The sequence below is a fragment of the Vampirovibrio sp. genome (assembly GCF_041737375.1).
GTDB lineage: Bacteria > Cyanobacteriota > Vampirovibrionia > Vampirovibrionales > Vampirovibrionaceae > Vampirovibrio.
Window position 1 is genome coordinate 26927 of sequence record NZ_JBGSRV010000015.1, and the last position, 15009, is coordinate 41935.

Genomic DNA, 15009 nt, shown 5'->3' on the forward strand with positions numbered 1-15009 from the left:
TAACGGGGAATTTCTTTCATTATGCCCCATGAAAATCGGCTTGTAAATTTGCGACCCATCGCCCCCTCACACTGGAGCTGCCCAGAGCAGAGGGGGTAAAATCGCAGTTCTGCTTCACGGGGATGAGGCTTGAGTCACTCAAAACCCGACATTCGCCGAGCCACAAAAAAGCCCGCAAAAATCACGGGCTTTTGGTGCCCCCGGAGCGACTCGAACGCCCGACACCCGCCTTAGGACGGCGGTGTTCTATCCAACTGAACTACGGAGGCTTGTGTAAAATCGTAGCACAAGCTGTAAACAGGGCCAATTGGCGTTTTGGGTTGGGTTGCGCCCGTTTTTGAAGGTCCGCTATTTAGCCCCCTTGCCAGCCCTAAGCCCTCCTGCCCACCTGTCTAGTAGGCGTGGGACGCCAATGGCGTTACCCTAGAATCTGTGGGGGAAAATAGGGGGTAGTTGGGTATGAAACGGGAAATCCGGGTGCTGCTGGATGAGGATACCATCCAGTTTCTGGAAATGGCGCGGGGGGCGCAGCAAAACGCCTCTATCAGCGATTTCATCAATAGCCTGCTTCGGCAAGAACGCTTTCGGCGGGGATTTCCGCCCTATTTTAAAAAGCCACGCCTTTTAAAAGCCCGCAACCCATGGCCGGAAAAATGGATAACGCTGTGTCGTCAATTACTCCCCATAACCACCCCACCCCGGCACTAGCAAAGACTTTTAGGCCATCCCCGAAACTTCCTCCACAGGAATGAGTTTGGCTGAAATAAACCACATGAACGAGGAAACCCGATCCCGTCATGCCCTATCTTGAGAAAAGAGCGAATCCCCACCTCGGGAAATTGTTCGAAGGGCGCCGCGCCCCTTGTTCATCACAACGGGTCGGCAGTGTGTGTGTGAAAGAGAAATTGAAAACGAAATCCATTTCAGTGTCGGATAGGAGATACGGTCATCGCGCTCAAGCAGTACCGTTTCAGGCTGCAAGCGGTCTTGGACTACCGGACCGAGCAGTTGAACATGATCCAGCAAAAAGTCGCTGAAGAGGAACAGAAAAAGTTCCTGATCCAGAAACGCATTCAGGAATTTGACACCATCATCGGTCAAGCCTTCAGCGAGCTGCAAAACCAGCTTGAAAGCGGCCTGTTAGACCCCACTCAACTGCAACATTTCCCCAACTATATCTGGAAACTCAAGCAAAGCCGCTTTCAGGAAACCCATGCCCTGCAAGCCCAGGAACAAAAGCTGCGGGACATGCGCACCCTGCTCCAGCAAGCCTTAATCAAGAAAAAATCGCTAGACACCCTGCGAGACAAAGATTTTGTGAAATACCAAAAAACCATTGAAAAGGCCGAAGAGGAATTCCTGGCAGAAATTGCCCTGACCCGAGCCACCCGCAAAAACCCCGCGTTTTCCTAACCCACGTTAGCGCCAAGGGAAAAAGAGAGTTTCAATGACCAACCCCCTCGACTTCATCCAGACTCTGTCGCAAAAAGTGCTATCCGGCAAAAAAGCCGGAGCGGAAAGCCCTGCGCTTACTGGCGAATCCGGCAATCAGGCCGAGGCTTTTTCCAGTGCGTTAAATCAGGCATTACAACCCAAATCGCAGCCCGTAAAACCGGGCAAACCCGACACCAAACTCAACGACTTTGAGCCGTTAGACGAGCCTGCTGATTCAAGGGCAGAGGATGCCAGCGAAGTGTTATTACCCGCTGACTTATTGGCGCTTCAGCCCATGGTTATTGCCATTGAACTGCCCCCGCCAGCGGTAGGCATTACCCAGGCGCTTTCTCAACTGGCCGCAAAAACCACATTCAATGCGCCATTGGCTCAACCAGCACCAGAGGCGATTGAAGCAATGGTACCAGCAGCGCCCCCACTAACCCCTCAGGCTTCTATTCAAACCCTCCTGCAAACCACCCCCGGCCAGCAGCCGGTAAAAGCACAGGCGCTTCCAGTGGAAAGCACCGCTGAAACAGTGCCAAGCCCATTTCAAAGCATTGAAAACCTGGCTGAAACAACCGAAACAGCAGCCCCAAAAAGCACAGAAAAAGAGCAGGATAAGGTGCTGCTGGCCCAATCACTAGGGTTTAGTACCCTATCGCCCGAAGCCATGCTGATGATGGGCATTCCGGTTGAATTCCAGATCCAAAACGCCATTCAGCAAATCCAGACCCAACCCACCGCACCCGCTGCTATAGAAGCCACCCAACCTTTATTACAAAGCCAGTCACCAGCATGGCCCCCCACGGCCCCTGCTGCCGAACTGGAGCTGGACGCCACTTTACCCACCCCCGCACCAGCAAACTTATCCGCCCCCAACTTTGAAAACACCTTACAACAAGCCATTTCCCAACCCGACATCCCCAACCCAACCGCCAGCCCTCTAGCAAATCTGGAATCGGCCTTTGTGATTGAAGATGCGGCCATGTCCCCCGAAATGCCAGCCATGGCCCCCATGCTGGAATTACCCAACGGACCAGATAGCCTCCAGTTCAATCAGGTATTAACGGAATCCGGATTGCCCTTACCCAATGCTAAAAATGAAGCCACCCCCGTTCAACCGTTGGAAACACTGGATTTTGAAGCACTGGATTTTAAAACAGCCGATCAAGCGCCCTTATTACCGCTTCAGCAGGAAGCCAAAACCCCAGCGCAAAACAACAGCATTCAGCCTTCTACATCCCCAAGCGTGGAAGCCTTGCTAAACCCGCTGAGCGAACTCCAGCAAACTCTGGACGCACTGGATGGGGAGATTGAAAGCATTCGGGATACCGCCTCACCCACTGCCTCCTTTGAAGAATCGACCCTGCCCGAAGAAATTCCAGCCAGCGAGCAGGCAGCCCCCACGGCTTCCATGTTCAGCGATATTCAGGCACCCATCAACTTAAACAGCATCCCAACTGACGCAAACGCCAGTAAGCTGCCGCAGTTTCTATCATCCGCAGCGGATCCTGCCGATCAGGTAGTGGACGGCACCGTGTATAGCGTAAAAAACGGACATAAAGAACTGATTTTAAAAATCAACCCGGACAATCTGGGTGAAGTGCGGATTAACCTGACCAGCATGGGCGAAAAAGGCCTAAGCGCCAGATTGATTGCCAGCAACCCGGAAAGCCACGCCTTGTTAAAAAATCAGGCAGAGACGCTAAAGGCGTCATTAGAAGCACAAGGCGTTCATGTGGAAAGGCTTAGCATTGTTTTGGCCGGACAAACCGAAACCAGCAGCAATGCGGGCAAGCAAGAACAACCACCCTCCCAGTCATCACAACAGCAAACCTCCAGCAGCGCCCAGCAACAACAATCGTTTCAGCAGCCCGAACAGAACCTGAATCCATTTTTCCAATCCGGTGGTCCGTTTCAAAATAAATCCGGCTTTGCCCAAAATCCGGGCAGCGGGCGCTACGGACAATCCGGCAGCGCAAACGAGCCAGCCACCGCCTCAGATAAGCCTATTCGCCGCAATGACAACGGCAGCGTCAGCGTACTGGCTTAACCTTTCATAACACTTTCAAAATCAGGGATACCCAAAGGAGAAACACGGATGAGTACCTACAATACCCTCATCACCATGCAAAACAACACCAATCAGGTACAGTACGAAGCTGGCCGTAAAAGCCTGGGCAGCGGCAAACTGGATCGGGAAGGTTTCATTCGGCTGATTATGGCCCAATTGCAATATCAAGACCCCACCGAACCCAAAGGCAACGCCGAAATGCTGAGCCAGCAACTCCAGCTGGAGCAAGCGGACCAGATGAAAGAAGTGGTAAACGCTACCAAATTCGCTCAGGCAGGTTCTATGGTAGGTCAGCAAGCCACGCTAATGGATGCCCGATGGGATTTCAAAACCAACACCACCGGCACCCCGGAATTTGATTATGCCAACAATATGCCCAAAACCGTAACTGGCATTATAGAAGCGGTGCAGTTTGATACCCAGCTGGGCAAAGCCTTGGTGCGTATTAACGGCAACTATTACGATTCCGAAAGCATCCAGCAATTGTCAGTCATTACCCCACCCACCAATCCCGCAACGCCCTAACCCAATGCCTTAAAGGATTAAAAACCCAGCGCCAAACACAAACCCCTGAAAGGAGCGTTTACCGCCTCGAGAGTGTTCATCGCCTAAACCCGTTCATCATCATCAGTCAAGTCAATGTTTAATTCGTGAAAGAGATTTAGATTCAGAAATCCTAGAGAGATAAAGTGGAGGAACCCCCATGAGTCAAGGTATGTTTACCGCCGTATCCGGTATTCGGGCTAACCAGACCCGATTGAATGTTATTTCCAACAACATTGCCAACGTGAACACACTGGGCTTTAAATCCAGTTCCGCCAACTTCGCCACCGTGTTTGCCAGCACCATTAGCGGCGGCACCCCACCCAACGGCTTACTTGGTGGTACCAACCCCCGACAAATCGGTAACGGCACCCTGGTTTCCGAAATTGCCTCCAACTTTAGCCAGGGCGGCACCCAGTTTACCGGACGTAATACCGACTTAAGCTTAAACGGCGAAGGCTTTTTTGCCGTAGAGCGGGTTGATACCAACAACGGCAACAACTCCACCGACTTCTTTTTAACCCGTGCGGGCAACTTTACGCTGGATTCCGCCGGAAACATGGTGACCTCCTCCGGGAACCGACTGCGGGGTACTTCCCAAATTTCGGGGAACGCCACCTCCACACTGGGTCGGGTTAAAATCCCCACCGATTTTTTAATTACCAAGGATTATGACGCCACCGGCACCAGCGTACTCGGCACCCACGTTTCTCCAACCGGTACAGCAGGCGCCACCATTACAGCCGCCATTACAGCGGGCGCAGCCAGCCAAGTCACCATTCCCGTACAATTGCAAAGCTTTACGGTAGGTAACGATGGCTCTATTGCCGCCAAATACTCCAACGGCGACATTATTACGGTTAGAACCGATCAATCCACGGTAACCGCCAACCCCGGCGATCCTTCCCAATGGCGCACCGAGATCATCCATCGCCCTTATGAAGGCGGCACTTATGCGGCCAATGACGTAACCGCCCAAGACGCTGGCTCCATTGGCCAAATTGGCGCAACTGCTGTGTTTGACGGTGGCGTGGGTCTGGCCATAGCAGGCGCAGGACTGGAAGGGATGCAGCTACGGGTACAAACCGCCAGCGTAACCAACCCACCCGGCTTGCTGTACGACGGTAACAACAACTTCATCATCAGTGCCAACTCAGGCTCTACCGCCTTTGGGTCGGCTGGTTCAGGCGCTCGGGGCAGTATCAATGCCGGGGCGCTGGAATCCTCCAACGTGGATCTGGCCGGTGAGTTCACCAACATGATCATTTCCCAGCGTGGGTTAGAAGCCGCCAGTAAGGTGGTTCGGACCCAAAGCGAAGTGATGCAGACCATTATTCAAATCATCTAGTCCTAACCCTTTGATCTCTACTGACTCAGGGTCTAGTTAATCCACTCTTCCTTGAACCATACCCGCAGGTTATACCAACCTGCGGTTTCTTTTTTCTTCCGGTTTCTATCCCCTCAATTTGGCAGAGTTTGAGGCAGATCCTGAAGATTCCTGCTGAGCAATGCTAGCCCTTGGAAAACATCAACAGGGTGGCCAGCCCATTGTTAAACCAGTGGGCAAACATGCCCGGAATCAAAGAACCCGTCCGCTCTCGCCACACGCCAAAGCAAAGGCCCAACACCATGACATGCGCCAAGGCCTTGATGTTGCTCAAATAACTGGCATGCAGCAGCATAAAAATAACGCCGGTAGCGATTACTGACCAGGCCTGGCTGAAAAATTTATGCATGGTGGACTGGATCAAGCCTCTAAAAATCCACTCCTCCAGCAAAGGGGCAATAATAACCGCAAAAAACGCAAGCACCCAAAGCTGGGAGCCGGTAAAATCAGCATAAGGGTCCACTCCCAGTGGTAAGCCCGGTTTCAGGTGTTCCAATAACATCCAAAACAAACTTAACAGCAGGGTTAAGGCGTTACTGGCCACCAGTAGCAACAGCGTTTCCCACAGGTAATACTGCCGGGGCCGGGTCAGCGCAAAGCCCAAATAACGATTCAATTGCCCATACTTCCATTGAAGAATCCCGAAAATAGCCAGCCAGGTTAGCAAAGTAACGCTTTGCTCCACAAACAGCTGTTCGCTCTTTTGCATAAAAGGATCGACTAACAACAGCACGTTGGACAACAACAACGGCACCAGAATATAGCCCGATAACAGGCACACCAAAACCGTATACAAATCCCAGGGGGGCAAAGGCTGGTACTGAGGGCTTTGCGGCGTTTGTTCAAAAGAACTGACCTCAGCCTCAAACTTCAACTTGACACCATGCTTTCCCAATTAAAATGGTCCTGTTGTATGCTATTGGCATTATGTTTACCAGCCTAAGAAAATCCATTAATCAAAAGGTGTCTCTGAACAGAGCCATTATATCAGACATCCTGTTATGGATAACGCTGGCGGGGTTACTGGCATATGGGGCTTACCTGATGGTGATTGCCATTCCCAACCACAGGGGGCAAACCATCCATCTGGAATTTCGAAACGCCAATGAAATTAGCCGGGGGGCCCCAGTACGGCTCATGGGAACCGCTATTGGCTTTGTGGATGATGTTCGCATTCAACAAGATCATGTGCGAATTACCGTGCAAACGGATCCGGGAGCCGTTAAAATCCCCTCGGGTTCGGTGTTTACTATTTTATTTACCGGACTGGGCGGGGCAAAAAGCATTGAGGTCAGCCTTCCGGCAAAGCCCGTACCGGAGGTGGATGGAGAACCCATTTACAGGGTGATAGAACCCATTAGCATGCGTGATACCCTGAACGCCAGTTTGGATAGCGTTGAAGCCTTGCAGAAGGGTTCAGAAAATATTTCTGATTTCTTTGGAAAACGAAAGCCGGTGGAAGAGCTTCAGTTTAATATTAAACAGGCTTTGCAAATGTCCAACGTGGCCAATCGAAATACGGTGGCCCTCAATCAGGGGCTGGGCAGCATGCGTAAGGACATTAACACCTATAGCCAAATGGGCGTGGAAACCATTCAATCGTTCAACTACGGGGCTAAAATTTTAAATCAAAGCACCCAGCCCGCCAAAATTCGCCCCCGTATTTTAGCCGCTAGCCATAATATGCAAGCCGTACACGATGCCTTTGTAAGCCAAGGTAGGTTAACCGCCAAAATTCCGGCCCGCCTGCACCAATTTAGCGCCATGAATAACCAAATCAGCATCCGACTGGGCATGATGGGCCAAAAATTAAACGCACTGGCTTTGCCTCAGTGGCTTCAGGATTTTGAAAACGGGCAAAACAACATTCACGCAACCCTGGATCACCTGGACGCCTTCTTTGCCACCGATCGTTCCGGGGATCTGGAACAGGCCCGCAATAACGTTAAGCAATTTAACCGACAACTGATTCAGTGGAACGCTAAAACCAGTGAGTGGGAACGCGAAGGGTTACTACAACCCAACCCACCGTCTCCGCCCATACCCCCCAGCAGCCCCCAAGGCTTGCGGACACTACCCGCAGAGTCCTCTGCCGTTGCATTCAGCCACCCAAAACAAGCCGCCATGCTGCCCAACAAAAGAGAGCATGAGCCAACCACCGCTCCAGGCAACAAGCCCCCATCGCGTGACCTGGCGGAAACCACCAGCCAGCTCAACCCGCTAGTTCGGGCCTTTCAAATGGCTGGCGAGTTAATCGTGTTTCTGTTTTCCTGAAACCATGCCAATGCGTAACACCCTTTTAACCGCCAAACAAACATCCAAAAGGGTTTTCATCGCAAAAAAAAACGCCAAATCAATACTGATTGGCGTTAAAGCGCAAATTTTAAAATTTAAGGAAAGAAAGAAATTTTCATCCAGCCTTGTTAATTGCATAAAAACAATCAATTGGCGGTTTGGAACAATTTGTAACCGAATATAAAGCTCAGTTTAATTAGAGGAGCACATCCTGCAACAACAACGGCTTGGCCAACTCAAACAGGGCCGCCAGCCGAGACGTATTGCTTAAATGCAAAGCGCCTATCAGGGTTTCAAAGCCCGTTGCTTGCCGATGCGCCGCCTGATCCGCTCGACGCCCAGCACTCACTCCTACATTGCGGCCCTGACGCACCACTTCCAGCTCCGCATCCGTTAGACAGGGCTTTAAATGATGCAACAAATCCACCTGAGCACTGGCCTTGGCTCGGCGTACCGTAAAATCGTGCAAATCCTTGGAGTAAGACAAGCCTTGCGCCACCGCCAGTTCTCGCAAAAAAAGCTCAAACACCGCATCGCCCAAAAAGGCCAAAGCCCGAGCGTGCGGCAGTCCGGCAAATTCAGACACGAACAATTTCCAGCCCGTCTTTTTCCACGGTGGTGGTGCCGTCTTTGTTATCCAGCAGTTGATAACCCTGCTCCATAATCTCATTGCGAAGCCGATCCGCTTCTGCCCAGTTTTTCTCGGCTTTGGCGGCTCTACGCTGTCTCACCTGATCGGCCAGAAGTTTAGCGGGAGAATCAACCACAGCCCCTTCAGCATTCATGCTGCCAAACGCCTGAAGCGGCCCGGTTGTACCCACCAGTTGTGCGCCAAAATAGGCCAAATCAAAACCCATCAGAAACATCATGAGCGCAGTGTTTTGAAGCAGCGTTTCATCGTTCAGACTTTCCTCAGAAAACCCCTTGAGCGCCCTGTTTAGCTCTCCCAGCGCCTGAGAGGTGTTTAAATCTCGTTGCAAAGCCAGGCAAAACTCACCGCCTAAAAACGCTTGTTTGGCCTTGCTATCTACCCCATTCAAAATATCAAGCAGGTTTACATTCAACTGCACAAATTTCCGCCGAACCCGCACAATCCACTCTTTGCAAGCTTGCAAGGCTTCATCGTTAAAATCCACCGGCATGCGGTAATGATTGGTCAGCAAAAAATAACGAATGGTATTGGCGTCATAGCGCTCTAATAGTTTTTTAACGGTGGAAAAATTACCCAGACTTTTGGACATTTTTTCACCACTGACATTCACAAAGCCGTTATGTAGCCAGTATTTGGCAAATCGGGAATGCTCATCATGCCCCGATAACCCAGACCAGGCCTCGCTTTGCGCAATTTCATTCTCGTGATGCGGAAAAATCAAATCCGCCCCCCCGGCGTGAATATCAATCTGATCCCCAAACACGGCCTGATTCATGGCGGAACATTCCATATGCCAACCGGGCCGTCCCCAGCCTTTGGCAGCAGCCTGCCCTTCAGCAGGCCATGGCGATTCCCAGCCATTCGGATCCGAAGGCGAAACCGCCTTCCACAAGGCAAAATCCAGCGGCGATTCTTTGCCAGCGTCCACTTCCACCCGCGCGCCGGATTTCAAATCATCCAGATGCTTTTTTAAAGCCTCCGGGTTCTGGGTGCCAAACTTCAACTTTCCATAATCCGCCTTGGCGGAAACCCGAAAGTAAACGCTGCCATCGGCGGTAGGGTAAGCCGCGCCTTTAGCCACCAAGGTCTGAACGCCTGCCAGCATATGCGAAATATAATGGGTGGCCCGTGGTTCCTCATCCGGCGGCAGCACATTCAAGGCTTTCATATCATCGCTAAAGCTTTGATAATTCCGCTCCGCAAGTTCAGCAGGCGTTTCGCCCCGTTCTGTGGCCCGGTTGAGGATTTTATCGTCCACATCGGTCACGTTCCGCACGTATTTCACGCCGTAACCCGAAAATTTCAGAAAACGATAAAGCACATCCCAGGTAATATAGCAGCGGGCATGGCCCAAATGGGCGTCATCGTAAACCGTGGGACCGCACACATACAGCTTCACCTGTTTGCCAGCGGGATCCAGGGGAATAAAGGGTTCTAACGTTCCCGTTAAGGTGTTAAACAGTTGTAAGCCAGGGGAAGAAGACTCAGCCATAAGGGGAAAATATCCTGTTGCTTAAGCGGAAGGGGATGCCTTGGTGTCATCCGTCAAAAAACGGCGACCTTCGATTAGTACCGGTAAACCTCGCACCACGCAAAAGGCCACGGATACATAGGTGGAAATCAGGCCAACGTTGGTAATATTGGCCGCTACAGTGGGGGGAAATCCGGGGGTGTGGCCCAGAATTAAAAAAGCGAAAGCCGCCGCCTTGGCCACCGCATAGGTGGTACGACTGAAATTGGAGCTAACCAACAACCCGCCCAGCTTGCTTTGCTGCATGCTGGATTGTCCAAACGCTGTAAATCCTTGCTCCAGAGCCATGGCCCGCAGACCATCCACAATAATGCCACGCACAATCACCACCAACGGCACCCACAGGGGCAACCATCCCAGTGCCAAAAAAGCGACCCAATAAATCTGCTCTACAATGCGATCGCCCAAAATATCAATTACCGCCCCCAGCTTAGAGGATTCGTTCAACTTGCGGGCCAGATAACCATCCAGGGCGTCCATGGCAATTACCGCAATGGTTAGCGCAAAACAGGCCAGATAAACGGCCTGAGTGTGTATAAATAGAAGCGAAATGACCAGCAGACCCAACAGGGTACGGATCAAGGAAACCAGATTTGCCATGAGGTTATTTTATACTACCCCCATCGCTTTTAAAAGCAGGTGAACCCGCCGTGGGCAAAATTTAAAGGGAGGCCAGCCAAAGCACGATAAAGCATTGAAAGCCGGTTTAAGCCGAGATCGGCGCCGGGTGGGTTAAATGAGCGTACAAGGTTTTGTAAGCCTCAGCGCTGGGCTTCCAGCTATGATCTTCATCCATGCCACGCCCCACTAACTCCGGCCAAACGGCGTTGTTGTGATAGTAATCAATGGCCGCCTGCACGGTTTCTTTCAGTTTAGCGGCGCTGTACTCGGCAAATTTGAAGCCATTACCACGATGCGGCTGGTTGCGTACATCGGTAATGGTATCCACCAAACCACCTACGCCACGCACAATGGGCACCGTGCCGTAGCGCAAGGAAATCAACTGCCCCAGTCCGCAAGGCTCAAAGGCACTGGGCATCATAAACATATCGCAGCCCGCATAAATTTTTTGGGCCAAAGCCGTGTTAAAGCCAATAAACGTGCGAATGTTCTGAGACTTGGTGTTCAGCCCCTTCAGGGCCTCTTCCATTTTAGGATCGCCGGTGCCCAACAAAACCCACTGGGGCTTGCTGGCCTGCTCATCCATTTCCTTCATTGCCTGTAACAGAATATCCAGACCCTTTTGCTCTGCCAGGCGACCGATAAAGCCAATGAGAGGGGCGCCCGGAACAACCGGCAGACCCATTTCAACCTGTAGAGCCTCTTTACACTGTTTTTTTCCTTCCGCAAAGTTGCTGCGGTTGTATTTAGTGGTAATAAAGGCATCCGCTTCCGGGTTGTAAAGTTCGGTATCAATACCATTTAAAATGCCAGACACCTTGTGGGCGTACTCCCGAATCACCGGGTCCAGCTTGGCCCCAAACTCGGGGGTCTGGATTTCCTGAGCGTAAGTGGGAGAAACCGTAGTCACCGCATCGGCCTTCAAAATGCCTTCTTTCAACCAGTTAATCTCCCCGAATTCACCCTGATAATTCAGGTTATGAATGGTCAGCACCGACTGGGTGCGGGAAAAATACTGATCATAAGGCCGGATATCGGCCAAAGTGGTGGCCACCGAAGCGGTATGCCAGTCATGAACATGCAAAATATCCGGGCGATAGTTAACCCGCCGCAGCAATTCAAATACGGCCTGGCTCAACACCAAAAAGCCTTCCAGCTCCCATTCCGGCTGCCCGTAGGGATAAACCTGCTTGCGAGAGCCAAATAAATCGTAATTATCTACAAAGTAAATCACCACCTCACTGCGAGGCAGTAACCCCTTCCAGATGGTAATGGGGTAAGCCTTGCCGTGAAACTGAACCTCAAAGCTGATATCTGTTTTTTGCAGTTGATGCGCCTCAGCATCCACCAGCCCATACAGGGGGGTGATGATCACGGCTTGCGTGTCTTGCTCGGCGATGGCTCTGGGCAAACTACCCAGCACATCTCCCAAGCCACCAGCCTGAGAAAAAGGCGCGACTTCCGCTGAACAAAATACAACTTTCATGTTGGGCGACCCCCCAATGAACAATATGTAGGCCCGTTATATGCCAAACACACCCCTTGAGCTACTACCCAAGCGGAGAGCTAGCCTTCTTTTTGCTCGTCGGCGGTAACGGCAACCTTGGTGATACCCGCCGTCTGAGCGGCATCCATGGCACGGGTCAAGGACTCATGGGTGGCCTCAGGGTTGGTGCTAATAATCAACCCGTCGGGCTTATCGCCTTTTAATTCTTTAAACTTGGTAATCAAAGCCATCGGCGATACGTTGGCCCCGGCAATGGAATACTGGCCTGAGGCGTCAATGGAAAGCTGAATGGTTTTAGGCTCTTCCTTGGTTTCCTGGGAAGGCCCCGTGGAAGGCACCGCCACTTTCAGGCCCTTGGTATCCAGCATGGGCGCAACCACCATCATAATAATCAGCAACACCAAAAAGATGTCGGTGAGCGGCGTGATGTTGATTTCGTTGAAAACCTGCTTACGATTACCGCCTCGCATGTTACGCCCCTCCTTGTGGAACGGGTTTGGCCATCGACGTATCGGGCGCCGCGTCAGGTTGTTTCAATTCATCCTGACGAGCCGCCGCCAAAGGCTCACCGGCAACCGTAACCTTGGTAAATCCAGCGTCACGGGCCGCTTCAAAAATTTTAAGCACCTGTCCGCTTTTGGTGGCCTTGTCCGCACGAATAATCAGGTTTTTCTCCGCAGGTTGATCCGCTTCGCCTTCGCCCGATTTTTGATCGCCGCCGGTGTTGGCTACCAATTGGGCTTCCTGAGTTTTCAAGGTTTCTGTTAACTGTTCTGGCGTAGTGGGCTGGCCTTGCACATAAATCTCGCCCCCGCTGGCCACTTCCACAGTCAGCTTGTTTTGCTCAACCGGGCCGCCACTGGCAAGTGAAGGCGGCTTAATATCCTTACGGGCCTGCTGCATCATAGGGGCAACCACCATCATAATAATCAGCAACACCAAAAAGATATCGGTAAGGGGGGTGATGTTAATGTCGTTAAACACCTGTCTAGCGCCGGTTTTCATAAGGCCAGTATCCTAATACTTCTTTCTAGTAACCGGGTTGCTGGGTAGGACGACGCTCTTGGCCAGTGGTCACAGCCATGGGGTCACGCTCATCCACAAAACTCAGAAACAACAGTTTCAACAACTGAAAATCATCTTCGTAACGGTTTACGATGCTTTGGAAATAGTTGTTCAGGGCCACCGCCAAAATAGCAACGCCCAAACCAAAGGCGGTAGCAATCAGCGCGGAACCGATACCAAACATAATTTCTGGCGCGCCGCTTTGGCCGCCCGCTTTGGACAAATCGCCAAAGGTCAGCAAAATCCGTACAACGGTGCCAAACAGACCCAGGTAAGGGCAAATGGTGGCAATGGTACCCAGAATGGGCAGGTTTTTTTCCAGCTTGCGAGCCGCCAAAGAAGCGGTAATGTCGTAAGAGCGCTCAAAGCTTTCTGGCTGTTCCGCCAAAACCCGAATACCCTCTTCAGACACTTCCCCGATAATGCCGCCCAGCTGGCCGCTTAGCATTTGGGAATTTTCTAAACTGCCACGTTGCAGCTCTCGTTGCAAGCGGTGAATGAACTGCACCACGTCACGGGAATTTTTTTTGTAAAAGTAATAGCGCTCAATGGTCACGGCCACGGTCAGGACGGAGCATACGAGGATGGGGGCCAGTACCAGCCAGTCGTTAACAATCGCGAACCATAATAAACTAAAATCCATTATTCGGTATCTCCTCTTACCATTTCAAAGCCTGTTTCGGGTTCTTCGGATTAAGAACATTATAATCAAACGCGAATTCTACCGGAAGTATATCTTCCCTGAACTGCGGAGGCAGTATCATAAAGGGCGCTGAGGCATTAACCGCCTGTTTGGCTGATTCATCCGCCTCTGGATCCCCGGACGATTTCTTCACTTCAATTTTAACCACCTTACCATCTCGGGCGATAAAAAGCATCAAGACCACTTTGCGGCTATCCGCGCCACGAGGGGGCGACCAGTTTCGCTTGATGCGCTTCTCTAAATCGGCCATAAACGGCCCAAAATCTGCGTCTTCTGCCACATCCACACCGGGAGTCGTCCCTTTGCCTTCCTGTGGATTCCCAAGCGATGCCTCTGCGACGCCACTGCCTGTAAACGTGGCCCCCGTGGATGCCTGAGAACCGGGATTAGAAGGCGAACCACTGGCAGCAGCCGTGGCCTTTTGGGCTTGAGACGAGGAGGCCGCCTCCTGCGTTTTGGCCGGTTTGGGAATGGTAGGCAAGCCCGTGGATTTCACCGGGGTTTTATCAGCCGTGGGCTTTTGAACCGGCGGCTTTTGCTGGGGCTGCTGTGTCTTAGGTGTTGCCTGTTGCGGCGGAACCGGCTCGGCTTGCTTTTTGGGCGGCTCCGATTTTTGAGCGGCGCTGGATTGCGGCGGTTCTTCAACGGCCTTTAAAGGCTGCCGCTTGTTGGTCTTTCCGCCCGCTCTCTGGTTAAAATTGCCCCTGAATTTGGGGTCATCCGGGCGGGTGGCCTGCGTATCCTTCACCAGCGAAAATTCCATATCCGGCTTTTTGGCGGAGTGAAACAAATCCCAAACGTTAAATTTCATCACCCAGGAAAGAAAAAGCAGTACCAGCAAAGTAATAACCGCTAAAGCCACCGGGCCCAGCACGTGGAAAACGGCCGATAAACCCGTGGCTCGTTTCATGGAAAGCGCGTCCAGCCGCTCCTCGGTACCCACAAGGCTAATGCCCTTGCGGTATCTAGCCTGCAAAGCCTCTCTGGATATAGAGGGGGACATACCCGTGGATATGGCCTGTTCCGGCTTTTGAGCCATCCCGTTTTTTACGCCCTTTTGCCCCGCTTCCCCGCTTTGGGCAGGCGATTTAAAAACAGGTTTTTCTGGCTGGGACATGGTTCCTATCTCATCTTTGGCAAACGGATGGCTAAATTTATAAAACCAACAATCTGGTATTTTCCAGCTAACTCATG

General features: G+C 51.8%; 15 protein-coding genes and 1 tRNA gene. 6 read left to right on the top strand and 10 right to left on the bottom strand.

Features of this window, described 5'->3' with window-relative positions:
* Positions 1 to 192: 192 nt before the first annotated feature.
* A tRNA-Arg gene (locus ACEW81_RS10290) sits at positions 193 to 269 on the bottom strand.
* 190 nt (positions 270 to 459) lie between these two features.
* Between ACEW81_RS10290 and ACEW81_RS10295 the strand changes: the two genes are divergently transcribed.
* The 5 genes from ACEW81_RS10295 (at position 460) to ACEW81_RS10315 (ending at position 5402) form a co-directional block, all read left to right on the top strand.
* Positions 460 to 708: a hypothetical protein gene (locus ACEW81_RS10295; RefSeq protein ID WP_373532901.1), complete on the top strand. Its 249-nt coding sequence runs from the start codon at positions 460 to 462 to the stop codon at positions 706 to 708.
* A 279-nt stretch (positions 709 to 987) separates the two neighbouring features.
* On the top strand, positions 988 to 1413 hold the full coding sequence (locus ACEW81_RS10300; protein WP_373532902.1) for a flagellar export protein FliJ: 426 nt from the start codon (positions 988 to 990) through the stop codon (positions 1411 to 1413).
* A gap of 34 nt (positions 1414 to 1447) precedes the next feature.
* Complete coding sequence (locus ACEW81_RS10305; RefSeq protein ID WP_373532903.1) at positions 1448 to 3490, top strand: flagellar hook-length control protein FliK; 2043 nt, start codon at positions 1448 to 1450, stop codon at positions 3488 to 3490.
* Between the two features lie 48 nt (positions 3491 to 3538).
* On the top strand, positions 3539 to 4036 hold the full coding sequence (locus ACEW81_RS10310) for a flagellar hook capping FlgD N-terminal domain-containing protein (protein WP_373532904.1): 498 nt from the start codon (positions 3539 to 3541) through the stop codon (positions 4034 to 4036).
* Between the two features lie 178 nt (positions 4037 to 4214).
* The gene (locus ACEW81_RS10315; protein ID WP_373532905.1) at positions 4215 to 5402 is read left to right on the top strand and encodes a flagellar hook-basal body complex protein; all 1188 of its coding nucleotides are present in this window, start codon (positions 4215 to 4217) and stop codon (positions 5400 to 5402) included.
* 163 nt (positions 5403 to 5565) lie between these two features.
* Here ACEW81_RS10315 and ACEW81_RS10320 read toward each other — a convergent pair whose 3' ends face one another.
* Positions 5566 to 6336 carry a CPBP family intramembrane glutamic endopeptidase gene (locus ACEW81_RS10320; protein WP_373532906.1) on the bottom strand — a complete coding sequence of 257 codons (771 nt, stop codon included), beginning with the start codon at positions 6334 to 6336 and terminating at the stop codon, positions 5566 to 5568.
* 32 nt (positions 6337 to 6368) lie between these two features.
* Here ACEW81_RS10320 and ACEW81_RS10325 point away from each other — a divergent pair, with 32 nt between their 5' ends.
* On the top strand, positions 6369 to 7715 hold the full coding sequence (locus ACEW81_RS10325) for an MlaD family protein (protein WP_373532907.1): 1347 nt from the start codon (positions 6369 to 6371) through the stop codon (positions 7713 to 7715).
* Between the two features lie 217 nt (positions 7716 to 7932).
* On the opposite strand, the gene ACEW81_RS10330 is transcribed toward ACEW81_RS10325, so the two are convergent.
* From ACEW81_RS10330 to tolA, 8 genes are all read right to left on the bottom strand, one after another.
* Positions 7933 to 8322 (bottom strand): ribonuclease III domain-containing protein, encoded by a 390-nt coding sequence (locus ACEW81_RS10330; RefSeq protein ID WP_373532908.1) that lies wholly within the window; start codon positions 8320 to 8322, stop codon positions 7933 to 7935.
* The gene (gene cysS / locus ACEW81_RS10335) at positions 8315 to 9880 is read right to left on the bottom strand and encodes a cysteine--tRNA ligase (RefSeq protein ID WP_373532909.1); all 1566 of its coding nucleotides are present in this window, start codon (positions 9878 to 9880) and stop codon (positions 8315 to 8317) included. The genes ACEW81_RS10330 and cysS overlap by 8 nt, the downstream gene beginning before the upstream one ends.
* A 21-nt stretch (positions 9881 to 9901) precedes the next feature.
* A complete protein-coding gene (locus ACEW81_RS10340; protein WP_373532910.1) occupies positions 9902 to 10519 on the bottom strand; it encodes a CDP-alcohol phosphatidyltransferase family protein in 618 nt (205 codons plus the stop codon).
* A 106-nt stretch (positions 10520 to 10625) separates the two neighbouring features.
* A complete protein-coding gene (locus tag ACEW81_RS10345; RefSeq protein WP_373532911.1) occupies positions 10626 to 12026 on the bottom strand; it encodes a glycogen synthase in 1401 nt (466 codons plus the stop codon).
* Between the two features lie 80 nt (positions 12027 to 12106).
* The gene (locus ACEW81_RS10350) at positions 12107 to 12517 is read right to left on the bottom strand and encodes an ExbD/TolR family protein (RefSeq protein WP_373532912.1); all 411 of its coding nucleotides are present in this window, start codon (positions 12515 to 12517) and stop codon (positions 12107 to 12109) included.
* A 1-nt stretch (position 12518) separates the two neighbouring features.
* Positions 12519 to 13052 (bottom strand): ExbD/TolR family protein, encoded by a 534-nt coding sequence (locus tag ACEW81_RS10355; RefSeq protein ID WP_373532913.1) that lies wholly within the window; start codon positions 13050 to 13052, stop codon positions 12519 to 12521.
* A 25-nt stretch (positions 13053 to 13077) separates the two neighbouring features.
* Positions 13078 to 13755 carry a MotA/TolQ/ExbB proton channel family protein gene (locus ACEW81_RS10360; protein WP_373532914.1) on the bottom strand — a complete coding sequence of 226 codons (678 nt, stop codon included), beginning with the start codon at positions 13753 to 13755 and terminating at the stop codon, positions 13078 to 13080.
* A gap of 16 nt (positions 13756 to 13771) precedes the next feature.
* A complete protein-coding gene (gene tolA / locus ACEW81_RS10365) occupies positions 13772 to 14932 on the bottom strand; it encodes a cell envelope integrity protein TolA (protein ID WP_373532915.1) in 1161 nt (386 codons plus the stop codon).
* Positions 14933 to 15009: the final 77 nt, after the last annotated feature.